This is a genomic window from Pedobacter sp. SYSU D00535 (assembly GCF_017355855.1).
GTDB lineage: Bacteria > Bacteroidota > Bacteroidia > Sphingobacteriales > Sphingobacteriaceae > Desertivirga.
The window spans coordinates 97591-120838 of sequence record NZ_JAFEWD010000011.1; the positions used below are offsets into that span (position 1 = coordinate 97591).

Annotated in this window: 19 protein-coding genes, 6 tRNA genes and 1 riboswitch; of the genes, 9 read left to right on the forward strand and 16 right to left on the reverse strand. The window is 45.2% G+C overall.

What is annotated here, in order from left to right; genetic code table 11:
• Window positions 1–250: 250 nt before the first annotated feature.
• From J4N23_RS17375 to J4N23_RS17395, 5 genes are all read right to left on the reverse strand, one after another.
• Window positions 251–322: transfer RNA gene (locus tag J4N23_RS17375), tRNA-Glu, on the reverse strand.
• Window positions 323–336: 14 nt separating this feature from the next.
• Window positions 337–408: transfer RNA gene (locus tag J4N23_RS17380), tRNA-Glu, on the reverse strand.
• A 30-nt stretch (window positions 409–438) separates the two neighbouring features.
• Window positions 439–511 (reverse strand) — tRNA-Met (locus J4N23_RS17385).
• 94 nt (window positions 512–605) lie between these two features.
• Window positions 606–677 (reverse strand) — tRNA-Glu (locus J4N23_RS17390).
• A gap of 31 nt (window positions 678–708) precedes the next feature.
• Window positions 709–781: transfer RNA gene (locus tag J4N23_RS17395), tRNA-Met, on the reverse strand.
• A 109-nt stretch (window positions 782–890) separates the two neighbouring features.
• Between J4N23_RS17395 and era the strand changes: the two genes are divergently transcribed.
• The 3 genes from era (at window position 891) to J4N23_RS17410 (ending at window position 3466) form a co-directional block, all read left to right on the forward strand.
• A complete protein-coding gene (gene era, locus J4N23_RS17400) occupies window positions 891–1769 on the forward strand; it encodes a GTPase Era (protein WP_207429086.1) in 879 nt (292 codons plus the stop codon).
• Window positions 1770–1914: 145 nt separating this feature from the next.
• Window positions 1915–3216 carry a ribosome biogenesis GTPase Der gene (gene der, locus J4N23_RS17405; protein ID WP_207429087.1) on the forward strand — a complete coding sequence of 434 codons (1302 nt, stop codon included), beginning with the start codon at window positions 1915–1917 and terminating at the stop codon, window positions 3214–3216.
• Window positions 3217–3223: 7 nt separating this feature from the next.
• Window positions 3224–3466 (forward strand): hypothetical protein, encoded by a 243-nt coding sequence (locus J4N23_RS17410; protein WP_207429089.1) that lies wholly within the window; start codon window positions 3224–3226, stop codon window positions 3464–3466.
• 11 nt (window positions 3467–3477) lie between these two features.
• Here J4N23_RS17410 and J4N23_RS17415 read toward each other — a convergent pair whose 3' ends face one another.
• The gene (locus J4N23_RS17415) at window positions 3478–5085 is read right to left on the reverse strand and encodes a S41 family peptidase (RefSeq protein WP_207429090.1); all 1608 of its coding nucleotides are present in this window, start codon (window positions 5083–5085) and stop codon (window positions 3478–3480) included.
• Between the two features lie 176 nt (window positions 5086–5261).
• Between J4N23_RS17415 and murQ the strand changes: the two genes are divergently transcribed.
• The 3 genes from murQ (at window position 5262) to metH (ending at window position 10712) form a co-directional block, all read left to right on the forward strand.
• On the forward strand, window positions 5262–6077 hold the full coding sequence (gene murQ, locus J4N23_RS17420) for an N-acetylmuramic acid 6-phosphate etherase (RefSeq protein ID WP_207429091.1): 816 nt from the start codon (window positions 5262–5264) through the stop codon (window positions 6075–6077).
• Window positions 6078–6113: 36 nt separating this feature from the next.
• Window positions 6114–6680 (forward strand): hypothetical protein, encoded by a 567-nt coding sequence (locus J4N23_RS17425; RefSeq protein WP_207429092.1) that lies wholly within the window; start codon window positions 6114–6116, stop codon window positions 6678–6680.
• 84 nt (window positions 6681–6764) lie between these two features.
• Window positions 6765–6874, forward strand: a riboswitch (SAM riboswitch).
• A 124-nt stretch (window positions 6875–6998) separates the two neighbouring features.
• Window positions 6999–10712, forward strand: coding sequence for a methionine synthase (gene metH / locus J4N23_RS17430; protein ID WP_207429093.1), 3714 nt, complete (start codon window positions 6999–7001; stop codon window positions 10710–10712).
• Between the two features lie 64 nt (window positions 10713–10776).
• Here metH and J4N23_RS17435 read toward each other — a convergent pair whose 3' ends face one another.
• The 6 genes from J4N23_RS17435 to thrA all read right to left on the reverse strand — a co-directional run bounded on the left by J4N23_RS17435 (window position 10777) and on the right by thrA (window position 17035).
• The gene (locus tag J4N23_RS17435; RefSeq protein ID WP_207429094.1) at window positions 10777–11364 is read right to left on the reverse strand and encodes a hypothetical protein; all 588 of its coding nucleotides are present in this window, start codon (window positions 11362–11364) and stop codon (window positions 10777–10779) included.
• Window positions 11365–11455: 91 nt separating this feature from the next.
• Window positions 11456–11528 (reverse strand) — tRNA-Thr (locus J4N23_RS17440).
• A 95-nt stretch (window positions 11529–11623) separates the two neighbouring features.
• Window positions 11624–12229, reverse strand: coding sequence for an HAD family phosphatase (locus J4N23_RS17445; RefSeq protein ID WP_207429095.1), 606 nt, complete (start codon window positions 12227–12229; stop codon window positions 11624–11626).
• Window positions 12230–12234: 5 nt separating this feature from the next.
• Window positions 12235–13542, reverse strand: coding sequence for a threonine synthase (gene thrC, locus J4N23_RS17450; RefSeq protein ID WP_207429096.1), 1308 nt, complete (start codon window positions 13540–13542; stop codon window positions 12235–12237).
• Between the two features lie 37 nt (window positions 13543–13579).
• On the reverse strand, window positions 13580–14515 hold the full coding sequence (locus J4N23_RS17455) for a homoserine kinase (RefSeq protein ID WP_207429097.1): 936 nt from the start codon (window positions 14513–14515) through the stop codon (window positions 13580–13582).
• A gap of 69 nt (window positions 14516–14584) precedes the next feature.
• Window positions 14585–17035, reverse strand: coding sequence for a bifunctional aspartate kinase/homoserine dehydrogenase I (gene thrA, locus J4N23_RS17460; RefSeq protein WP_207429099.1), 2451 nt, complete (start codon window positions 17033–17035; stop codon window positions 14585–14587).
• Between the two features lie 421 nt (window positions 17036–17456).
• Between thrA and rsgA the strand changes: the two genes are divergently transcribed.
• The 3 genes from rsgA (at window position 17457) to J4N23_RS17475 (ending at window position 19311) form a co-directional block, all read left to right on the forward strand.
• The gene (gene rsgA, locus J4N23_RS17465; RefSeq protein ID WP_207429100.1) at window positions 17457–18377 is read left to right on the forward strand and encodes a ribosome small subunit-dependent GTPase A; all 921 of its coding nucleotides are present in this window, start codon (window positions 17457–17459) and stop codon (window positions 18375–18377) included.
• A 14-nt stretch (window positions 18378–18391) separates the two neighbouring features.
• Window positions 18392–18844: a D-aminoacyl-tRNA deacylase gene (gene dtd, locus J4N23_RS17470; protein WP_207429101.1), complete on the forward strand. Its 453-nt coding sequence runs from the start codon at window positions 18392–18394 to the stop codon at window positions 18842–18844.
• Between the two features lie 140 nt (window positions 18845–18984).
• Window positions 18985–19311, forward strand: coding sequence for a nucleotide pyrophosphohydrolase (locus J4N23_RS17475; protein WP_207429102.1), 327 nt, complete (start codon window positions 18985–18987; stop codon window positions 19309–19311).
• A 29-nt stretch (window positions 19312–19340) separates the two neighbouring features.
• Here the strand turns inward: J4N23_RS17475 and J4N23_RS17480 are convergent, their stop codons facing one another.
• The 4 genes from J4N23_RS17480 to J4N23_RS17495 all read right to left on the reverse strand — a co-directional run bounded on the left by J4N23_RS17480 (window position 19341) and on the right by J4N23_RS17495 (window position 23184).
• Window positions 19341–20075 carry a 2-phosphosulfolactate phosphatase gene (locus J4N23_RS17480; RefSeq protein ID WP_207429103.1) on the reverse strand — a complete coding sequence of 245 codons (735 nt, stop codon included), beginning with the start codon at window positions 20073–20075 and terminating at the stop codon, window positions 19341–19343.
• Window positions 20076–20078: 3 nt separating this feature from the next.
• On the reverse strand, window positions 20079–21161 hold the full coding sequence (gcvT, locus tag J4N23_RS17485; protein WP_207429104.1) for a glycine cleavage system aminomethyltransferase GcvT: 1083 nt from the start codon (window positions 21159–21161) through the stop codon (window positions 20079–20081).
• Between the two features lie 45 nt (window positions 21162–21206).
• Window positions 21207–21842, reverse strand: coding sequence for a ribonuclease HII (locus J4N23_RS17490; RefSeq protein ID WP_207429105.1), 636 nt, complete (start codon window positions 21840–21842; stop codon window positions 21207–21209).
• Between the two features lie 94 nt (window positions 21843–21936).
• Window positions 21937–23184 carry a PP2C family protein-serine/threonine phosphatase gene (locus tag J4N23_RS17495; protein ID WP_242689275.1) on the reverse strand — a complete coding sequence of 416 codons (1248 nt, stop codon included), beginning with the start codon at window positions 23182–23184 and terminating at the stop codon, window positions 21937–21939.
• Window positions 23185–23248 lie beyond the last annotated feature (64 nt).

Below are 23248 nucleotides of genomic sequence, written 5' to 3' on the forward strand. Positions count from 1 at the left end.
CTTTTACGAAAGCGTGTCTATATCGTTACGAAAATTCCTCAGCTGCCAGAATTACAACCCCAAACTGTAGAATAATATACCCAAAAACTTGCTTCTAATCGACCAAAATGAAATTTCTCCGTGGCGAAAGACTGCGCAGTTTTGATTAAAAAAAGGATGGCTACGGTTTTAAAAATTCAGTCAAGCACCCTCGTTAGGAATAAACAAAAAAAGGCTGCGATCAATAATCGCAGCCTCTAGTGATAACTTGTAGTCCATAGGGGAATCGAACCCCTGTTTCCAGAATGAAAATCTGGCGTCCTAACCCCTAGACGAATGGACCTTTTTAAGGTTTAGTAGCCCGTAGGGGAATCGAACCCCTGTTTCCAGAATGAAAATCTGGCGTCCTAACCCCTAGACGAACGGGCCAAAAAAAGAAGTGCTCTCACACTTCTCAGGTAGCGGGGACCAGACTCGAACTGATGACCTTCGGGTTATGAGCCCGACGAGCTACCAACTGCTCCACCCCGCACTCTCTATTTTAAAGCTGATGTCTCAAAAATACTTCTAAACTCAACTAAAAAATTTCATAAAAAAAGCGGAGTCTTCTCATCCGCTTTGATCTGTAGCCCGTAGGGGAATCGAACCCCTGTTTCCAGAATGAAAATCTGGCGTCCTAACCCCTAGACGAACGGGCCAACAAAAAGAAGTGCTTTCACACTTCTCAGGTAGCGGGGACCAGACTCGAACTGATGACCTTCGGGTTATGAGCCCGACGAGCTACCAACTGCTCCACCCCGCACTTTCGACAATTCTCTGAAGGTTTTCTTGTTGAATACTTACCTCCCGAATTGGACTGCAAAGATATATTTCGTTTCTTTGCAGTCCAAATATTTTTTTAAAAAAATTCCATGTCGCATAAAGCCGGATTTGTGAGTATTGTTGGCAAGCCAAACGCTGGTAAATCAACCTTAATGAATGCCCTCGTAGGTGAGAAAATGTCTATCATCACCCCCAAAGCCCAGACTACCCGTCACCGCATTTTGGGTATCGTGAATGAAGAAGACTACCAGATTGTGTTTTCGGATACTCCCGGAGTTATCAAGCCCAATTATGCTTTGCAGGAAAGTATGATGGGAGCAGTGAACGATTCTTTGGTGGATGCAGACGTTATTTTGCTGGTGACCGACATCAACGAAAGACACGACGAATACGATGTGATAGAAAAACTTAAAAGCACACTGTCTCCGGTAGCTGTCATCATCAACAAAATAGACAAGTCGACTCAGGAAGCAGTAGAAGCAAAAATTGCCTTCTGGAAAGAAGCATTGAATCCGAAAGCGGTTTTCGCCATTTCGGCCTTGAAGGAATATAACACGAGGGCAGTAATGGAATTCATCCTCGAAAACCTGCCCGAGCATCCTGCTTACTATGAGAAAGATACGCTGACCGACAGGAACGAGCGCTTCTTTGTTTCCGAGATTATTCGGGAAAAGATTTTCAAACTGTACGAAAAAGAGATCCCCTACAGTACGGAAGTAATCATTACCTCTTTTAAGGAAATGGATAATATCAACCGCATTAGTGCCGAGATCATTGTGGAACGGGATTCTCAAAAAAATATCCTGATCGGCAAATCAGGTGAGATGATGAAAAAAGTAGGGACTTACGCACGGAAAGACATAGAAGAATTTCTTCAGAAAAAAATATTCCTGGAGTTATTTGTTAAAGTAATACCCGACTGGAGAAGTAAAAAGAATTACCTGAAGCGGTTCGGGTACGAAGATTAGATAAAGATGATACTATTTCAGAAGTACGATTTTTGCATCGTACACGCTGAAAGAACATCGAAAGCAAGCTGGGCTAGCATCCAGAACAATAAATTAAAAGGCTTGCGGGTAATTGGAATCCGTTGGCTTAAATCTTAAATTAAACATGAGTAACATAGTAGCAATAGTAGGCCGACCAAACGTAGGAAAATCCACTTTATATAACCGGCTAACAGAATCGCGCAAAGCGATAGTAGACGATTATAGCGGGGTAACCAGAGACAGGCACTATGGAGTGGCAGAGTGGATCGGAAAAACATTTACTGTAATTGATACAGGAGGCTACGTGGCCCATTCGGAGGACGTATTTGAAGCAGCTATACGGGAGCAGGTACTCATCGCCATAGAAGAAGCTACGGTCATTTTATTTATGGTAGATGTTACTACCGGCCCCACTGACCTGGATGATAGCATAGCCGACATTCTGAGAAGAAGCAATAAACCGGTTTTTGTGGTAGCAAACAAAGTAGACAACAACCAGCTGGTTAACGAACTGGCCATTTTCTATAGCTTCGGATTGGGCGACATCTATGGGATTTCCTCGATGACCGGCTCAGGAACGGGAGAACTCCTGGACGAAGTAGTAAAGCATTTTAAAGAAGCTGATCCTGAGGAATCTAAACTTCCTAAATACACTATCGTGGGCCGACCAAATGTTGGAAAATCATCGTTGATTAATGCCCTGATCGGAACGGATAGGAATATTGTTACTCCTATTGCAGGCACTACCCGCGATTCCATCCATATTCACTACAATCAATTTGGCCATGAATTCATGCTGATCGACACGGCAGGATTGAGAAAGAAGACGAAGGTGAAAGAGAACATCGAATTCTACTCAGTAATGCGTACCATCAAAGCACTGGAAGAAGCAGATGTCGTGATTCTGATGGTCGACGCAGTAGAGGGATTAGAGTCACAGGACATCAATATCTTCCACCTGGCTGAGAAAAATAAAAAAGGCGTGGTGATCCTGGTGAATAAGTGGGACCTGATCGAGAAGAACCACAAAACCAGCAAAGCTTTCGAAGATACGATTAGAGACAAGATTGCTCCTTTTTCTGATGTGCCAATCATCTTCACCTCGGTTGTTGAAAAACAGCGGATCTTCAAGGCGGTAGAGGCCGCTTCAAAGGTATATGAAAACAAGCTCAAGAAAATCCCTACCTCTAAGTTGAACGATGTGATGCTTCCAATTATCGAAAGCTATCCTCCGCCGTCACTGAAGGGCAAGTACGTCAAGATCAAATACATCACCCAGATCAATGGTTCCTCGCCGATGTTCGCCTTCTTTTGCAACCTACCCCAGTACGTCAAAGAGCCGTACAAGCGTTTCCTGGAAAATAAACTGAGAGAACATTTTGACTTCAATGGTGTTCCTATTCAAATATATTTCAGGCAGAAATAAGACGAATATGAAGAAGAAAATAGCTTATATGGTTTCCGCTGTTGCAATTGTTCTAGCCTCTTGCAACCCCAACTTCAGCGGAAATTCTGAAACCGATGACAAGGACTCTATAGACGCGGCGAAAGCGGCCGATTCACTTATCCAAAGCGAGCTGCAGGCAGATACTTCAGCAAATTCCGATCAGACGCAGTCAGACGAGCCCCTATCAGAGAAAACTGATAGCATGAACGTGTCAGGAGAAGGACAATAATGCCCTAAATATCAAGGTTGCTTGAGAATTTCCAGCGACCTTGATATCACTTTATCATTCACATGACGAGTGCGGTAATACGCCTCTTCCCCAAAGTAATACCTGGCTAACAAAGCTTTCAAACGGGCCGCAATAGCGGGTCGGGCTGTCTGGGCCAGCTTTTGATCCACCTGTACTCCCCTTAAGCGGGCAGCAGTCAGTAGTTGGCTAAACAATTCATCATCCAACTTAAATTCCCGGATGAGTTCTCCTAAAGATGCAGGGGCTGAATATTTCTTTACCAGACTACTGTAAGTGAAAGCAGCCATCACCCCTTTCGAGTACAATGCATAGTAGAAATCGTTGTACCCGGTAGAATCTAGTGCAACATAAATATCAGGGGTAATTCCTCCGCCGCCATAAATGGCTTTGCCGGACGTTGTTTTGAAGCTTTTGTGCCTATCATTTACACTGTCGACGTGCTTTCCGTTAAGCTCTCCGCTTTTATACCGCTCAGCAAGCTCCGCGTAATACTTATCTGAGCCTGACTTATAAGGCTTCTGAATAGACCGGCCTGAAGGAGTATAATATCTTGCCACTGTCAGGTTTAGGGCCGAGCCGTCACCAAAGTTAAACTGCTCCTGAACGAGCCCCTTTCCAAAGGAGCGCCTTCCTATAACTGTACCACGGTCAAGGTCCTGAACAGCTCCTGCTAAAATCTCGCTGGCTGAAGCAGAATTTTCATCGATTAGGATCACTAATTTACCCTGTTCGAATTCACCCTCGGCAGTAGCATAATAGTCGGTGCGGGGCTCGTGTTCTCCCTGAGTATACACAATTAGCTTATCATCGGGAAGGAAATGGTCTGCCAAAGCAGTCGCCGCATTCAGATAGCCGCCGCCATTTCCTCTGAGATCGAGGATCAGGCTAGTTATTCCCTTTTCTTTTAAGCGCTTCAGGGCTTCCTCAAAATCATCTTCCGTCCGGGCACCAAACTTGCTTATTTTGATATAACCCACTTTTTCCGCTACCACATAAGCAATGTCAATACTGCTAACTGTAATTCTATCTCTCTTCACCAGTAAGCGCTTCTCTTCAGCCAATCGCTTAACCCGCAGCTCTACGGATGTCCCACGCTGACCCTTGATCAATCTGGAAACCCGCTCGGCAGAATTGTTGGGGCCAACCACTGTTTTACCATCAACGGCCAACAGGAAATCCCCGGGCTTCACCCCGCCTCTGGCTGCCGGACCTTTATCAACTACTGCCGTGATCAGGATGGTATCACCTACAGTCTGATATTCAACCCCAATGCCTGTGTACTTACCATCGAGGTTATCAGAAAAGTTCCTTGCTTCTAAAGGGGGAAGGTAGGCGGAATGTGGATCGAGCTTTTTCAATATCTGATTGATAGCCATATCCTGCAAAGTGTCCTTTTTTACGGGGTCAACGTAGTTCTCTTCTATAATATTTAGTACACGATCTACTTTTTCTGCACGGCTGTTCAGAAAAGGAATGAAGGTTCCGTTTTTCCTGTTCTCGTTTTCCCTCTGAAATCTTGGCCCCAGAAACATACCCAGTACCATGGTACCGGCATAAAAAGAAGCGATTAGAAGATTCTTTTTGGTAGATGATCGCATTTACAATTCAGGCATCTAATGTAATTCAGTAACAAGCAAAATTCGTTCATTAAATGTCAATCAGAGGCTTCTTACTGCAGAATGTTTATAAAATTCACCAATGTGGATAAGTTCAGTTTTACCCCCTTGTCACCATCCTGCTTTCAGCTTAAAAAACTATTTCGGACCTTTACTTTATGAAAAGAACGACGGAACAGGACTCACTATATAACAACCTTGAAAAAATGTCGGTGTCGGAACTACTGCAGGGCATTAACAATGAAGATAAGACGGTTCCATCGGCAGTTGAAAAGGCAATTCCACAAATAGAACAATTAGTGAACGAGGTGACCCGGAAAATGAAAACAGGAGGCCGTCTGTTTTATATTGGTGCCGGCACCAGCGGTCGCCTAGGTATTGTAGACGCTTCAGAGTGCCCGCCGACTTACGGTGTGCCTCATGACTGGGTGATAGGAATCATAGCAGGCGGAGATGGCGCCATTAGAAAAGCGGTAGAGTTTGCGGAAGATGATCAGGAGCAAGCCTGGAAAGACTTGCAACAATACAATATTAATGAAAAAGACGTTCTGGTAGGAATAGCAGCCTCAGGAAGCACTCCTTACGTTATCGGGGGAATCAAAAAAGCAAATGAGGCGGGCGTGACTACAGGTTGCGTCGTTTGTAACGCAGGCAGTCCCCTTGCTTCGGTAGCTCAGTATCCCGTGGAAGTGGTAGTAGGCCCTGAGTTCGTCACCGGATCCACACGAATGAAAGCTGGTACCGCACAAAAACTGGTCTTAAACATGATCAGCACGAGTGTCATGATCCAGCTGGGGAGAGTGAAGGGCAACAAAATGTTCGACATGCAGCTAACGAACCACAAATTGGTGAGCCGGGCGGTGAACATGGTGATGGAAGCAACCGGAGCAGACGAACAAACGGCACAAAAACTGCTTGACCAGTACGGGAACGTGAGGGAAGCTGTTGACAATGCGCCGAAAAAAGATTATTAAATTAAAAACGCTTCCTTCCGGGAGATGGAGGGCTTTATGCACGATATAGAACCATATTACAGATGGCGGGACGATTATGTGGCGGCAGAAGATGAGAGATCGCCATTTTATCAGACCGAATACAGCGAGTTCGAGTTTGACAAGCAGGTTTACAATTATTACATCCATCCCCAGTGGGATTACTTTGGATCGCAAACGCTGTATATAAAAATCCTCTTTGTGGATTATGATAGAAGCTATGCGATCATTGAATTCATCGGCGAGTGGAACGATACGATTTACAACGACATCATGATGTTGAAAAGGGAAATTCTGGAACTGATGATGCACGAGGGCATTAACAAATTTATCCTGATAGGTGAAAATGTGCTGAACTTCCATTCTTCTGATGACTCCTATTACGAAGAATGGTTCCAGGATGTAGAAGAGGGCTGGATTGCAGGGGTGAACTTCCGTGAGCACGTGATAGAAGAGTTTAAGAGAAGTAATATAGACTATTATATCAATTTCGGCGGACAGCTGGACGAGATGATTTGGAGAAACCTGAAACCAGTTCAGTTTTTTAAAAAAGTGGAAGAGCAACTCATAAAACGATTGTACTAACCCTCTGCTGATCGTAATGGGGCATCTTTCGTCGGAAGCCCCTTCCCTATTTGCAAAATACCTGATTTTGTTGCATTTTTGTATCGCTTATTCAGAAAGACGGAGGGAATAGACCCTGCGAAGTCTTAGCAACCTGTGCTAACAAGGTGCTAAATTCTATCCGAGTCCGTACTTAGGATGAGGGAAGATAAGTGAAAGTCAAAATCCGAAGGATTTTCGAAGATAAGCATGGTATAAGTTGTTGAAGCGAATCGACCGAACCTAATATCGTTCCGGCCGTAAGCAACTTCACAACCTGCCAATTACTCAACTACACAAATGAACATTAGAGAAGAACTTGAGAAGCGTATCCTGGTGATCGATGGTGCGATGGGAACAATGATCCAGCGCTATCAGCTGACGGAAGAAGATTTCCGCGGAGAACGTTTTAAAAACCACCCCTGTGATCTGAAAGGAAACAATGACCTTTTGAATATCACCCGACCAGACGTAATCAAAGCCATTCATGCCGAATATTTAGAGGCCGGAGCAGACATCATCGAGACCAATACTTTTAGTACGCAGAGTATCTCGATGGCAGATTATCAAATGGAGGATCTTGCTTACGAGATGAGCTATGAGGGAGCTCGTATTGCCAAGGAAGTAGCGCTTGAATTTACAGCAAAAAACCCGTCAAAACCGAGGTTCGTCGCGGGTGCTATTGGCCCGACCACCAAAATGGCTTCGATGTCTCCGGATGTAAATGATCCGGGTTATCGGGCAGTGACATTTGATGAGTTAACCGAAGCTTTTTACGATCAGGTACGCGGACTGATAGACGGGGGGGCAGATGTTCTTCTGTTTGAAACAATAACGGATACACTGATCACAAAAGCCGGCATCTTTGCCGTAAAGCGCTACGAGGAGGAAATTGGAAGGAAGATCGAAATTATGATCTCTGGTACCATCACCGACAATAGTGGCCGTACGCTTTCCGGACAAACTGTGGAAGCTTTCCTCAACTCTCTAACGCATGCCAACATTCTAAGCATCGGCTTGAACTGTGCTTTGGGAGCGAAAGACATGCGACCTCATATTGAGGAACTATCGAAAAAAGCTCCCTGCTACATTTCCGCCTACCCAAATGCTGGCTTACCTAACGAGTTCGGACAGTACGACGAGGTTCCGCACGAGACGGCCCATCTGGTGGAAGATTTCATCGCCAACGGCTTTGTAAATATCGTGGGCGGATGCTGCGGAACTACTCCCGAGCACATTGGTTGTATTGCCGAGAAAGCAGCAAAATATCCACCACGGAAAGTTCCAACAGTAGAGCCGTACCTACGACTGAGCGGGTTGGAACCAGTTACGATCACACCTGAAAGTATTTTTGTGAATATTGGCGAGCGAACCAATATCACTGGTTCTCCAAAATTCTCCAAGCTCATTTTAGGTGGAGATTTTGAAGGGGCATTGGCTGTAGCACGCCAGCAAGTGGAAGGTGGAGCGCAGATCATTGACGTGAACATGGACGAGGGGATGCTCGACTCTGAGGCAGCCATGACGAAGTTCTTGAATCTCATTGCTTCTGAACCTGACATTGCCAAACTCCCGATCATGGTCGACTCTTCTAAGTGGAGTGTCATTGAGGTCGGATTGAAGTGCCTGCAAGGGAAAGGGATCGTGAACTCGATATCCCTAAAAGAAGGCGAGGAAAAGTTTAAAGAAAGCGCCCGTAAGATATTGACCTATGGGGCAGCTGTAGTCGTGATGGCCTTTGATGAACAAGGTCAGGCCGACAACTACGAACGACGGGTAGAGATCTGTAAGCGCTCATACGATATCCTGGTGAATGAAGTAGGCTTCCCTCCCCAGGACATCATTTTCGACCCGAATATCTTAACGGTTGCGACGGGATTGGAGGAGCACAATAACTATGCAGTCGATTTCATCAACGCGACCCGCTGGATCAAAGAAAACCTCCCTTATGCTAAGGTAAGTGGTGGAGTTTCCAATATTTCCTTCTCCTTCCGGGGAAACAATGTTGTTCGGGAAGCGATGCACTCGGCGTTCCTGTACCACGCGATTAAGGCGGGTCTGGATATGGGAATCGTTAATGCGGGAATGCTGGAAGTTTACGAAGAGATACCGAAGGAGCTGCTTGAGCGCGTGGAGGACGTTCTGTTGAACCGACGTCAGGATGCCACTGAACGACTTGTGGAATTTGCTGAGACGGTAAAATCTAAAGGTAAAGAAGCTGTAAGAGACGAAGAATGGAGAAAAGGAAGCGTGGAAGAACGGCTTTCCCACTCTTTGGTAAAGGGTATTATCGAATACCTCGATGCCGATGTAGAAGAGGCCAGACAAAAATACGATAAGCCGCTGCAGGTAATTGAAGGTCCCCTGATGGACGGAATGAACGTGGTAGGCGACTTATTCGGAGCCGGAAAAATGTTTCTTCCGCAGGTCGTAAAGTCGGCTCGTGTGATGAAAAAAGCGGTGGCCTATCTCTTACCATTCATCGAAGAGGAAAAATTAAAGAATCCCGGTGACGGAGGCTCCAGCTCGGCTGGAAAGGTGTTGATGGCAACCGTAAAAGGTGACGTGCACGATATCGGGAAGAACATTGTAGGGGTTGTGCTCGCTTGTAACAACTTTGAAGTGATCGACATGGGAGTGATGGTACCTGCCCAGGACATCATCAAGAGAGCCAAGGAAGAAAACGTGGACATCATCGGCTTAAGCGGACTCATTACTCCTTCCCTGGATGAAATGGTGCACTTTGCCAAAGAAATGGAGCGGGAAGGCTTTACCATCCCTTTGTTGATCGGAGGAGCAACTACATCCCGTATCCATGCCGCTGTAAAAATTGATCCTAGTTACTCAGGACCGGTTATTCACGTTTTGGACGCATCCAGAAGCGTTACCGTTTGCAGTAGCCTGATGAATGGAGAATTCCGGGATGGATATATTAAGAACATTAAGGAAGAATATCATAAAGCCCGGGAAGTGCATTTGAACAAGCGCTCCGACAAGCGATTCAAGAGCATAGAGGAAGCCCGAGAAAGCAAGTATAAGATCAACCTTAACGGATCAATTGCGCCTGCTCCGACCTTTACGGGTACAAAAGTATTTGAAGACTATCCTTTGGAGGAACTGGTTCCATATATCGACTGGACTCCTTTCTTCCACACCTGGGAGCTACGCGGAAGTTATCCGAGGATCTTTGAAGACAAGGTAGTTGGGGATGAAGCTAAAAAGTTGTTTGATGATGCCCAGAAACTTTTAAAAAGAATAGTGAACGAGAAGCTGCTAAAAGCGAAAGCGGTAATTGGTTTCTGGCCAGCGAATTCGGTTGGAGATGATATAATACTGGAATTAAGAGATCCTCAGGATCATCTGAACAATCTGAATCCTGAACTTACAAACCCGCAGTATGAGGTTGTAAAGATTCATACCCTACGGCAGCAGGCTGAAAAAGTAGCGGGAGAACCCTACTACGCACTTTCAGACTTTATCGCACCAAAAGACAGCGGGATAAGAGATTACTTTGGCGGATTTGCTGTAACAGCCGGTATTGGCTGCGATGAGCTGGTAGCAGAATTCGAAAAGGGGCACGACGATTACAATAGCATTATGGCGAAGGCCCTGGCTGATCGTCTGGCAGAAGCTTTTGCCGAGAAAATGCACGAACTGGTGCGCAAGGAGTATTGGGGCTATGCCAAAGAAGAAGGTTTGTCTAACGAAGAGCTGATCAAGGAGAAATACCAGGGTATTCGCCCGGCACCAGGTTACCCTGCCTGCCCGGATCACACCGAAAAACGAACCCTTTTTGATTTGTTGAAAGCCGAAGAAAGCGTAGGAATCCATCTGACGGAGAGCTTTGCGATGTATCCCGCAGCCTCGGTAAGCGGTTTCTACTTTGCTCATCCGGAATCCCGTTACTTTGGCTTGGGTAAGATACAGAAAGACCAGGTAGAAGATTACGCAAAGCGGAAGAATATGCCGTTGGAAGAAGTAGAAAGATGGTTAAGCCCTAATTTGGGGTATTAAAAAAGCTAGCACCGATGGCTAAAATGAACGATTTTGGCCATCGGTAACTTATTGCAGAATTATTCTACATCGAATTATACCGAATCACATAGGCTCGCAATTCCTCAAAACTAATCTTCTTTTCTTCCTGAAATTTCCGTAACAGCTCCGGATTGTCGGCTATTAATTCTTCAAATTTTTTCCGGCTTGCTTCCGTCCCATTGTCCCTCATACCAATCCATTTTCGGTCAAACTTCCAGGCCCGGTCGTCCCCCTTTTGCAGGTATAAATTTCTCTTATAGTGCCATGAGTTCGTTATTCCCATAGCCGTCATTACGCTGCCGCTTGTTGTGTATTCTTCCATCACAAGATTGATCTTTCCCATTTCCAAAACCTGTTTAAACCTTGGATCGACAAAAGCAGGATCCAGCACCGGCATCAGCACACTTAAATAACGTTCATCTTTTTTTCTGTCATAATAAAGCCGAATGTCCGTGGAACTGAATTTTACCCAGCCGGAGTCCGTCATAAACTTAATTTTAGTAGTACTTATTCGTTTAATTTCACCGCTTAAAGTATCGCCTTTAACAGTTACAAGATAGTCCGTCACTTGCGCACTAACCTGCGTAAAGCAAGCTGCAAGGACAACCAGAAAGAACAGGATTCGCTTCATGATAAGGTCATTATGATCTACCCAAGTTAAACAATCTGAAATAAAAATAAAAAAGCCGGTCTAATTTCTTAAACCGGCTTTCTTTCATCTGAGCCTCCTATCGGGATCGAACCAATGACCTACTGATTACAAGTCAGTTGCTCTACCAGCTGAGCTAAGGAGGCTGATGTGGCTGCAAAAGTAAAAAACTTTTGTAATTCTGCTAAATCAAATTTCACTTTCTATGCTAACTTAATCTATTTCAGCTAGAAAAAGTTAGCTACAGGAGTTTCCGTCCCTGTAATTCCTCCCTAAGTTGCTCAGGGTTTTTGAAATGAATGCTATCGATGCCCAGCTTTCGTCCGGCCTCTACATTTCTAAAATTATCATCGATAAAAACAGCTTCTGCTGGAGACACGCTGTATCTGTCGAGCAATAACTGATAGAATTCAGGATGTGGCTTTCTCATTCTCTCTGTTCCTGACACCACCACTCCATCAAACCAATTCAAGAACTCGAACTTGCTCTGAGCGATAGGATAAGTTTCTGCCGCCCAATTGGTAAGCGCGTAGATTTTGAAACGGCCTGAGTCCTTTAATTCTTTAAATATTTTGACTGTCCCCTGGATGGGGCCATTGAGCATCTCCTCCCATCTGCCGTAGTAGGCACGGATATTTTCCTCATGATCCGGAAACTCTTTCACAAGAAGCTCCGTCCCTTCTGCCAAACTCCTTCCGCCATCCTGCTCCTCGTTCCATGCATTCGTACAAATATTTTCGATGAAGAACCGCATCTCTTCCTCGTTGCTGAAAATGCTCTTGTATAAATGGAAAGGGTGCCAATCAATAAGTACTGCTCCCAGGTCAAATATTATGGTTGTCGTCATTGTCATTAAGTATTCAACAGGTAGTTTTTAAACTCCTCAAAGTCCGGCTTAAGTTCCACTGCCTGCTTAGGGCGACCTTCCAATTCCTTCACTTGTTCCGGAATTTCTACTGCGGCTGCCATCTGTCCTTCGTACACGTCAGGGAACTTACATGGATGTGCCGTCGACAGGAAAATACCTGTGCTTTCCTGATCACCCGTTTGTTTCCGGTAATCTTCTACAGCAAGCCAGGCAATCGCTGTGTGCGGACATACAATATACTTATATTGATCATACACCTGTTGCACCGCTTCCCGCGTCTGTTCGTCGGTGTAGCTTTCAGCAGTTACCACCTCTTTCACCTGTTGCAACTCGTTTTTGAACAATGTCATTATCCGAACCCAATTGCTCGGGTTGCCTACGTCCATCGCATTGGACAAAGTAGCCACCGATGGCTTTGGTTCGTATGTCCCCGATCTGAAAAAGGCAGGAACAGTATCATTCGCATTGGTAGCGGCGATAAACTGCTTTACTGGCAACCCCATCTTCCATGCAAGCAGGCCGGCACCTATATTCCCGAAGTTTCCGCTAGGTACAGAGAAAATTACATCTGCCTTTCCTTCCCTTTTCAACTGGGCATAGGCATTGAAATAGTAGAAAGTCTGCGGGATCAGTCGGGAGATATTGATGGAGTTGGCAGAAGTAAGTCGGAATTTCGCATTCAACTCCGGATCCACAAAGGCCTGCTTCACCAGCGCCTGGCAATCGTCAAAGGTACCGTCAATTTCAACTGCCCGGATATTTTGCCCGTTCGTAGTTAACTGCAGCTCCTGTATTGGACTCACCTTCCCTTTAGGGTAAAGGATGGTCACCTGGGTATTTGGAACACCTAAAAAGCCTAATGCTACAGCGCCCCCGGTATCGCCGGAAGTTGCTACCAGTACATTCAGTGTCTTTTCACCTTCCTTCAAAAAATACCCCATAATCCGGCTCATAAAACGAGCGCCGAAATCTTTAAAAGCAAGAGAAGGTCCGTGGAAGAGCTCGAGCACATAGGTTTTCTCATCGAGCTTTACTGCAGGAGCAGGGAAGTTGATCGCCTCTTCTATGATCGCTTTCAGATCCTCATCAGGCATGGCATCCTGTAAAAGGCTTTTTGCAACCTTATAGGCAATCTCCTGCATTGAGAATTTGCCAATATTTTCAACGAAATCGGCATCCAGTTGAGGAATATGATGAGGCATGTACAAGCCTTTATCCTGTGGCATGCTGTTAAACACCGCCTCTTTAAACTCAACTGATAACTCGGGATTATTGGTACTATATAGTCTCACTGAAGTACGATTTTAATATTATGAATACGATTTCGGTCTAATCAAGAATAATGGGACCGTTGGCATTTACTTTAGATACGTAGCCATAGCTACCAATACTTAGAGTAGAAAGATGTTTTTGGATAGCAGCCGTAATCTTTTCAGCAGTTTCTTTATCTCTTGTAAAGGAAAACACAGAAGGCCCGGAACCGGAGATTCCGAAACTTAAGGCGCCGAGGCCCATTGCGATCTCCCGCATCTTCTGAAAGTCGGGTATTAAGATAGACCGGACAGGCTCGACCAGAACGTCGATCATACTCCGCCCAATAAGGTCCATATCTTTCATAAACAATCCGCTTACCAGTCCCGCCACATTACCCCACTGAGTTACAGCATCTTTCAACAGTACTTTACTCCGGATCATTTGCCGGGCATCTCTTGTTGGTACATCTACCTCCGGAAACACAATGGCGGTGTGTAATTCCTCCGGGTAGGGAAGTTTTATAACATCCAAAGGACTGTAACTGCGGACAAGAATAAAGCCACCTAAAAGAGCTGGGGCTACGTTATCGGCATGACCAAATCCGCAGGCAAGCTCCTCCCCCTTCATTGCAAAGGGTAGCAGATCTTCCTGCTTCAGCGGATTGTCAAGCAAAGAGTTGATGGCAAACAAACCAGCCACGGTACTTGCTGAACTGGAGCCCAGACCGCTGCCAATGGGCATTTTCTTATGAAGTTCAATTTCTACTCCAACATCCGTCCTGCCAATCTCCTGCAGAAACATCTGCACGCAGGCACTAGCAGTGTTTCGCGATGCATCCATAGGCAGTCTGCCGTTGTCTCCGGTAATTTTAGTAATCACCACCCCCGGCTCCGCCTTTCTGCGCATAATTACTTCATCGCCGGGAGCCTCAACGGCCAGGCCCAACACATCGAACCCGCAAACTACATTTGCCACAGTAGCGGGAGCAAAAACTTTGATCGAATCTCTCATATTTCAAGTCGGCCGCCTTATTCAGACAGCCGAATTTACGCTTTTTTATTTCCTTCCGGGGATGGGGACCTACCTTGCACCCACATTTACGATGTCTGCAAACACTCCTGCTGCAGTAACTTCAGCACCCGCTCCAGGACCTTTCACTACCAATGGCCGCTCCTTGTAACGATCGGTAGTGAACGAAATAATATTATCACTTCCAGAAAGCATATAGAACGGATGATTCTCATCCACCATCTCCAGCGCTATCGAAACATTTCCATTCTCCAGCTTACCAATGTACCGCAGCACTTTTCCGCTGCTCATGGCTTCGTTCTTCAACTTTTCGAAGAAGTCGTTATTCACCTGCAGTTCTTTATAGAAGTCATCAACAGAAGTCGCGTCCAGGCAAGACTGAGGAAGCATGCTTTGGATATTAACATCCTCTGCCTCCAAAGGATAACCGGCGTCACGAGCGAGAATAAGCATCTTCCGCATGAAGTCGGTACCGCGTAAATCGTCTCTAGGGTCGGGTTCCGTATATCCTTTTTCCTGGGCCATCTTCACAATATCATGGAAAGTGACATCACCTTTAAAATCATTGAAGATGAAAGAAATAGTGCCCGAAAGGATTGCCTCGATCCGGATAACACGGTCGCCGCTCATCATCAGATCTTTAAGCGTTCGGATGATCGGAAGACCAGCTCCTACGTTCGTTTCATAGTAAAAATCCACCCCATGTTGGTGGGCCAGATCTTTAAAGGTTTTGTACTGCTCGTAAGAGGAGGAATTCCCGATCTTATTGCAGGTAACCACAGAAACGGTTGAATTGAGTACTTCTGCATAACGGGCAATTGGCGCCGGACTAGCGGTGTTATCCACGAATACGGCGTTCGGAAGGTTCATTTCCCGCATCCTTGCTACAAAGGCATCCAGGTCTGCTGGTTCTCCGGATGTGTTTAGGGTTTCTTCCCAGTTTTGCAAAGACAAGCCGCCTTCGTTAAAGATCATTTTGCGACTGTTGCTGATACCAATGATATTCAGCACAATTCCGTTTTGTTGTTTCAGGAAGTCGCGGTGTTCCTCTATCTGGCGGAACATGGTCTTCCCAATATTTCCTGTTCCCAGGCAAAAGATATTCAAGGTCTTTTTAAGATCCGTATAAAAGGCGTCATGAACTGCATTCAGGCCTTTAGCCAGATCGTATTGAGAAATAATTACCGAGATGTTGTACTCAGAGGAGCCCTGCGCTATCGCTCTTACGTTCACGCCGTTCCTGCCCAGCGCATGGAATAGCGTTCCGGCAATTCCTGGCGTCTCCTTCATATTCTCTCCCACAATGGCCAATACTGACAGCCCTTCTTCTATCTCCGGCCGTTCAATCTTCTTAGCCTCCAGCTCTAATTCAAATTCATGCTCTATCAGCTGTTTTGCCTTGATGGCATCAGCAGGGTTAACAGCAAAGGTAATGCTGTGCTCAGAAGAGGATTGTGTTATTAAGACCACGTTGATCTGCTCGCGGGCCAGCAATGAAAACAGGCGACCACTAAAACCGGCCTTGCCCACCATGCCGCTTCCCTGCAGGTTAATTACGCTGATTTCGTTGATCGAAGAGATCCCTTTCACACTGTGCTCCGACCTTTTGCTTTCATGACTGATGAAAGTTCCAGGGAAATCAGGCTGGAAAGTATTACGGATTACAATCGGGATCTTCTTCATGAAGGCCGGGATCATCGTTGGCGGATAAATCACCTTGGCCCCAAAATAGGAAAGCTCCATCGCCTCTGTATACGAGAGCTCCTTCAGCGGGAAGGCCTTCTTCACCATCCGCGGATCGGCAGTCATCATTCCGTTTACGTCCGTCCATATTTCCATAGCGCTACAATTTAATGCAGCACCCACAATGGCAGCGGTATAATCGCTTCCTCCCCGACCTAAAGTGGTAATTTTTCCATCATCAGTACTTCCAATGAAACCTGTAATGAAGATTAGCTTTCCTTTATTTTCTTCGTAGAAACCACGAATCAAGATATCCGTAATCTCTGTCTGAACCTTTGCATTTCCGTAATTCGTATCGGTTTTAATGAGCTCCGCTGCATCGCCAAACACTGCATCTCCTAAATACTGGTCAGCAATTTTACTCACCATAAAGGTCGAACAGCGCTCACCAAAGCTCAGCACTAAATCCCGCGTACGGGGAGTTAATTCTCTGAGGCTTGAAATGCCTTGCAGCAGGTCCTCCAGCTGGTTAAAAAAGATCTTAAGCTTGGTAAAAACCGGATTTTGACGGGGTACATCAAGCAATGCTTTTACCACATCGAAATGTCTGCTCTCCAATTCCGTTAGATAGGATGAAAAATCTTCGCCTGCTGCAGCTTTATCCGCCATTGATACAAGCAAATTCGTAACACCTCCCATTGCAGACAACACTACAACCGGGTTTCCACTTTCAGATTTTTCCTTTTGAAGGATTTCCATCAGCGTTCTGATACTTTCTACTGTACCCACCGATGTTCCACCAAATTTTAAGACTTTCATTAGCTAAATTTTAAACAAAAGCGCCTTCCCCTTGTGGGAGGAAGGCGCTTTATGGTTTCTTTTATTTTTTGTTTACACCATGTACGTACTTCCTCCCTGACCCTGTGTGCCGGTAGTAAGCGTCGTAATGATATAAGTGAACTTCTTCATTTTCTTAATTCGGACGTAAAGTAAGCAGTAAATTTTAAAAATCGCAAAAAAAATTACCTTTTGTATTAATGATTTTAGAAAAAGAGCGCCTGTATTTCAAAGCACCTCCAGTCCCGCTGTCCGCTATAGTTTTTGCCCCCAGCCCCTCGGCCACCCCGGCAAAAAGCTGCCGCTTCCATCGGGTTTAACATACAACGTCGACTCTTCGATTCTCCTAATGCTGACCGGTTTCGAAACCCTGTCAGCGTTAAATTGTTAACTTTACCAACTCATGCAAGGACTAGTAATAAAATCAACCGGAAGCTGGTATCAGGTGGAGACAGAGAATGGTAAGATCATCGACTGCCGGATCAAGGGTAAGTTTCGTACCAAGGATATTAAAACGACTAATCCAGTAGCGGTAGGCGACGAGGTAGAAATTGAACTGGAACCTGAACTAAGCACGGGAGTAATTACTAAGCTTAAAGACCGGAAAAATTACATCATCCGCAAGTCCGTTAACCTCTCCAAGCAGGCGCAGATCATTGCGGCCAACCTGGACCAGGCCTTCCTGATTGTTACTCTTGCCTCCCCACGTACCTCACTCGGTTTTATAGACCGCTTTTTGGTCACTGCTGAAGCTTACGACATTCCGGCCAGCATTATCTTTAACAAACTGGATCTGTTCAGCGACGAGGGCCTCGAAATTCTCGCCGACTACAGGGACATCTACGAGCGACTCGGCTATCCTTGTTACCAGGTGTCGGCGAAAGATGGTACTAATCTGGAAGAGATCAAAGACTTGCTGAAAGACAAAACGACATTGGTCACCGGCCACTCCGGTGTGGGAAAATCGACCCTAATCAATCAGTTGATCCCGGATGTGGAGCTAAAAACTGGCGAAATTTCCGAATGGAGTGACAAAGGGCAGCACACTACTACTTTCGCCGAAATGCACAAGCTACCCCAGGGTGGCTACCTTATTGATACCCCCGGCATCAGGGAACTAGGCATTATCGATATCGAGAAACAGGAGCTCTCCCACTTCTTCCCCGAAATGCGCGAGTTACTGAACCAATGCAAGTATCATAACTGCCGGCACATTAACGAGCCGGGATGCGCAGTATTAGCAGCACTTGAAGAAGGAGAAATCGATGAATCCCGTTATGACAGCTATTTGAGCATCTATCACGGCAATGACACCAGATCTTAAATGACCCATTTTTTATGCGTGCAGTAATCCAACGAGTTACCGAAGCGTCGTGCACGGTTGACAACCAAGTTACAGGAGAAATACAACAAGGCCTCCTGGTTCTACTAGGCATCGAGGACGCAGACACAGAAGAAGACCTGATTTGGCTGGCTCAGAAAATAGTAAACATGAGGATCTTCAGCGATGAAAACGGACTGATGAACAAATCATTGATGGAGGTTGATGGAAAAGTTCTTCTGATCTCACAGTTTACACTCTTTGCTGCAACGAAGAAAGGCAATCGTCCCGGCTTTACCCGAGCCGCTAAACCTGATAAAGCTATTCCCCTCTACGAGAGAATGGCAAAAGAACTTGAGACGCATACCGGCAAAAAAACGGAGACCGGCATCTTTGGCGCAGACATGAAAATAAGGTTGCTGAACGATGGACCGGTTACGATTGTAATGGATACGAAGAATAAGGAATGACAGGCATAGTCGAAATTGAAGAGAACAAGTTGAAAATACGAATATTCAACTCGTATCCTTCTGTAGTTCGTCTCTCTCATATTTAGCTAATTCAATCCCCGCTACGTAAATTCGCCAATTCGAATAACTCGCAAACTACAATGACCATTTCAGAAGCACAATCCCTAGTCGATAACTGGATCAAAACAACCGGCGTTCGCTATTTTAACGAGCTAACCAATACTGCCATCTTGATGGAAGAGGTGGGCGAAGTAGCGCGGATTATGTCCAGAAAGTATGGAGAACAGTCCTTTAAAGAATCAGACAAAAAAGTAGATTTGGGAGATGAAATGGCAGACGTTCTCTTCGTATTGATCTGTCTTGCAAATCAAACTGGCATCGACTTAACCACTGCCCTGGAGAAGAACCTCGAAAAGAAAAGCATCCGCGATGCAGAACGGCACAAGAACAATGAAAAGCTGAAATAGCAGGCGAACTATCCCAGCTCTCGTATATTTTACTTCAGCTTCACCAGGCGTTCTCCCTCTAATATCGGGATAGCCGTAGTAATATCAACATTCAAACAAAAAGCGATATCTTCCTCTATCCCCAACTTTTTCAACCGATCGCTATGAGAGGTTTTAGCAAGATAAGCGCCCAGGTTCTCCTTAGCAAGCAGATACAAATCCTCTGCAGCAATTGCAGAATCATCTAGCTTGTACACGTCGCTCTTTAGCTGGTGCGTCACCGCTCCGGCGAATACAGAATCTTCGAGGTTAAACTTGTTTTTCCAGCCGGCGCATACCAGGAGAATATTTTCGTTCTGATCCCGAAGCCAATTACAAAGAGCAGTAAGATTCAAAAATGATCCCACAACAATGCTCTTTGCTTTACGCGATAGGTGAAGAGCGTGCGTTCCGTTAGTAGTAGTGAGCACTACCGTTTTTCCTGCCACTTTTTCAGGGGTATAAGAAAAGGGCGAATTTCCAAAGTCGAAACCTTCTACCACTTCCCCGTTCCGTTCGGCCGCAATCAAGTATCCCTTCTCTCCGTAGGCAATACATTCTTCCACCTGCGATACGGGGATGATCGCTTCCGCTCCATTTTCTATCCCATAACAAATAGATGAAGTTGCTCTGAAAATATCAATAACGACAACTATGCTATTTTCAATGTCATATAAGGGAAGCAGAGCCGGAGTTAGCGCTACCTCAATTTTTTTTCTTTCGGATGTTAACTGTACTACTTTCAAATCTTAAGCTTTATAAAAAGGAAGTTTCACTACCTGAGCCTTAACTGCAGCGTTTCTAATGTTGATAAAAATTTCCGTCCCTTCGACTGCTAATCCGCTTTCCACATACCCCATACCAATAGCCTTCTGCAGAGAAGGAGATTGCGTTCCTGAGGTTACTACCCCAATCTTTCCACCTTCACCGTTTACAATATCGTAACCATGACGCGGAATTCCCCGTTCAACCATTTCAAATCCGACCAACTTCCGGTTCAAACCCGCTGCTTTCTGCGCCGCCAGCTGCTCCGCGTTAACAAAATCTTTCGTAAACTTCGTAATCCAACCTAAACCGGCCTCTAATGGAGAAGTGGTATCATCAATATCGTTTCCATATAAGCAAAACCCCATCTCCAAACGGAGCGTATCCCTTGCACCCAGGCCTATTGGTTTAATCCCGTAGGGCTCACCTGCTTTGAAAATGGCATCCCAAACTTGCTCTGATTGCTCCGCATCAAAATAAAGCTCAAAGCCTCCAGCCCCTGTATAACCGGTAGCTGAAATAAGAACATTGTCAATCCCGGCGAATTTTCCCTTCCGGAAAGTATAATATTCCATCGAACTAAGATCAACGTCCGTAAGGCTTTGCAGTGCCGCCGCAGCTTTCGGCCCCTGAACCGCCAAGAGTGAAGTACGCGCTGAAATATCTTTCATCTCCACCCCAAAAGAATTGAACTTCGATATCCAATCCCAATCCTTTTGAATGTTGGAGGCATTGACTACCAGCATATACGTGGTAGTATCAATACGATATACAAGCAGATCGTCTACGATTCCGCCGGTTTCATTCGGCAGACAAGAGTACTGCACTTTGCCATCTACTAGTTTCGCTGCATCATTCGAGGTAACCTTCTGAATCAGATCAAGTGCTTTTTCACCCTTAAGGATAAATTCACCCATGTGACTGACATCAAAAACACCTACTGCGGAGCGCACGGTCTGATGCTCTGCATTAATTCCTTCATATTGAATCGGCATGTTGAATCCGGCAAAAGGCACCATTTTAGCACCTAAAGAAATATGCTTTTCGGTTAATGCAGTATTTTTCATCAATGAATTTTTTGGATTTTGCCAAAAGTACGGAAAAAAGCGAAATCAGACAGCCATGGCTGAATCGAGATCTTCCTCCACCTGAGCAAAAAGGTCCAGCTGCGGATCGGTTACCCTGAAGGTCTTCCGGTGAAAGGGAGAGAAACCTAGTTTAATAACTGCCTCCCGGTGTTTAATAGTAGGATAGCCTTTGTTGCTCGCCCAGTCGTACTCCGGGTGCAGACTGGCGATATTATGCATGTAATCGTCTCGATAGGTCTTTGCAAGGATAGAAGCGGCGGCTATTGAATAATATTTTCCATCACCTTTAACGATGCAGGCGTGCGGCAATTCTCCGTACTTCTTGAAGCGGTTACCATCAACAATTACGAAGCCAGGCTTAATGCTTAACTGGTCAAGAGCACGATGCATCGCCAGAAATGAAGCGTTAAGGATATTAATTCTGTCAATCTCCTGATGATCCACCTGGGCAACCGCAAAAGCGAGCGCCTTCTTCTCAATCAATTTGCGTAGCTTGTAACGATCCTCCTCCTTCAACTGCTTTGAATCAGTAAGCAATTTATGTTTGAAGTTTTTGGGAAGTATAACGGCAGCAGCGAAAACAGGTCCTGCCAGGCATCCTCTGCCAGCCTCATCACACCCAGCTTCAACAAACTCGTCCTGGTAAAAAGGAGAAAGCATTGTACAAACAGATTTACAAGTTGAAGCTTACCTCAGCTTCACTTTTCTCAAAATTAATGGTTTAGATCAGAATTAAGAAAGGAGATTTTACACACTAATGCACCTTCAGTGTTAGTAAGGTGATATCGTCGGAGTTCATTTTCGCCTTATAGTGGCTCTGGATATCTGCCAAGATGTTTTTATTGATTTCCTGCGCACAAAGAGGTTTATGCAGCTTCAGATAGTGCACCAATTCATCCTCCAAAATGAACACTTCTTCGTCGGGACTTTCAATAAGACCATCCGTATAGTTAAAAACAAGGGAATCTTTCTTCAGTACCAGCTTACCGGTATTCACAAAGGGAAGTTCGTCAAAGATACCCAACATTGTAGTACCTTCCTTCAGGTATCTTACATCACCGCCAGAAATTAAAATAGGTGAATTATGCCCAGCATTTACAAATTCCATTTCCCTGGTAAGCTCGTTATATCTTCCCAGGAACAAAGTAATAAAACGTTCTCCTTTAGTATTTGAGGTAACCAGGTCATTCAGCTTACGAATAATCTTATCAAGATTATGTTCAACAGAGGCCCACGCCCTTAAACTTGCCTGAAGGTTAGCCATTAGCAAGGCCGCGGAGACACCCTTTCCTGAAACATCCGCAATGCACCATAAAAACTCATTTTTATCGAGCCGGATAAAGTCAAAATAATCGCCTCCAATGTTTTGGTGGGGAAGGTAAGTAGCAGCCACTTCAAACGTGTCGCTCTGCGGTAGCTTAAGCGGAACAAGCATACTTTGCACCTCGCTGGCCAGCTCCATATCTCGCTGCATCCGTTCCCGCTGCACCCGTTCTTTAAAAAGTTTCTTATTCTCCAGCGCTACGATGATAATATTGATCAGCGTTTGTATAAAATTAAGCTCATGACTCAAAAGTTCGGGTCGTGTATGAAAATCACCAATCAGCACAAAAGCAAGGGTATTGCTTTTATGGCGTACCGGCACAAAGTAATCATACTTGTTTAGCAGCTCATCGACGTGGCTATTGAGAGAAGTAATGGTTTTGATGGAAACGAGATGCGGACAGGCTTGCAGCAGTGATTTTACATTCTCATTATCCCCGCCATATTTAGAAGCACAGTAAAATTGATCGCCCTCTTTTACTAGCAGCCGCATTTTACCCACATTAAGGTTAACGCGAAGCACCACTTCGAGCATCTCAAACAGCACTGAGGAAGCGCTATTTTTGTTGATGGCCAATGTCACCTCTAGCAAGGCATTCAACTCCGCCTGTCGCTTCAGCAACAGCTGAATGAGATCATTTTCATCAGGCTCCTTATGTCCGCTTTTGATTGGTTCCAAACTGCTGTTTAAGCTCTAAAAATAACAATTATACATTTAAAAATACCGGCGCCCCGTTATCATT

What these genes read in the sequence shown, in the direction of transcription:
- era (WP_207429086.1), top strand. Translation starts at nt 891, where the DNA reads ATGTCGCATAAAGCCGGATTTGTGAGTATTGTTGGCAAGCCAAACGCT.
- der (WP_207429087.1), top strand. Translation starts at nt 1,915, where the DNA reads ATGAGTAACATAGTAGCAATAGTAGGCCGACCAAACGTAGGAAAATCC.
- J4N23_RS17410 (WP_207429089.1), top strand. Translation starts at nt 3,224, where the DNA reads ATGAAGAAGAAAATAGCTTATATGGTTTCCGCTGTTGCAATTGTTCTA.
- J4N23_RS17415 (WP_207429090.1), bottom strand. Translation starts at nt 5,085, where the DNA reads ATGCGATCATCTACCAAAAAGAATCTTCTAATCGCTTCTTTTTATGCC.
- murQ (WP_207429091.1), top strand. Translation starts at nt 5,262, where the DNA reads ATGAAAAGAACGACGGAACAGGACTCACTATATAACAACCTTGAAAAA.
- J4N23_RS17425 (WP_207429092.1), top strand. Translation starts at nt 6,114, where the DNA reads ATGCACGATATAGAACCATATTACAGATGGCGGGACGATTATGTGGCG.
- metH (WP_207429093.1), top strand. Translation starts at nt 6,999, where the DNA reads ATGAACATTAGAGAAGAACTTGAGAAGCGTATCCTGGTGATCGATGGT.
- J4N23_RS17435 (WP_207429094.1), bottom strand. Translation starts at nt 11,364, where the DNA reads ATGAAGCGAATCCTGTTCTTTCTGGTTGTCCTTGCAGCTTGCTTTACG.
- J4N23_RS17445 (WP_207429095.1), bottom strand. Translation starts at nt 12,229, where the DNA reads ATGACGACAACCATAATATTTGACCTGGGAGCAGTACTTATTGATTGG.
- J4N23_RS17455 (WP_207429097.1), bottom strand. Translation starts at nt 14,515, where the DNA reads ATGAGAGATTCGATCAAAGTTTTTGCTCCCGCTACTGTGGCAAATGTA.
- thrA (WP_207429099.1), bottom strand. Translation starts at nt 17,035, where the DNA reads ATGAAAGTCTTAAAATTTGGTGGAACATCGGTGGGTACAGTAGAAAGT.
- rsgA (WP_207429100.1), top strand. Translation starts at nt 17,457, where the DNA reads ATGCAAGGACTAGTAATAAAATCAACCGGAAGCTGGTATCAGGTGGAG.
- dtd (WP_207429101.1), top strand. Translation starts at nt 18,392, where the DNA reads ATGCGTGCAGTAATCCAACGAGTTACCGAAGCGTCGTGCACGGTTGAC.
- J4N23_RS17475 (WP_207429102.1), top strand. Translation starts at nt 18,985, where the DNA reads ATGACCATTTCAGAAGCACAATCCCTAGTCGATAACTGGATCAAAACA.
- gcvT (WP_207429104.1), bottom strand. Translation starts at nt 21,161, where the DNA reads ATGAAAAATACTGCATTAACCGAAAAGCATATTTCTTTAGGTGCTAAA.
- J4N23_RS17490 (WP_207429105.1), bottom strand. Translation starts at nt 21,842, where the DNA reads ATGCTTTCTCCTTTTTACCAGGACGAGTTTGTTGAAGCTGGGTGTGAT.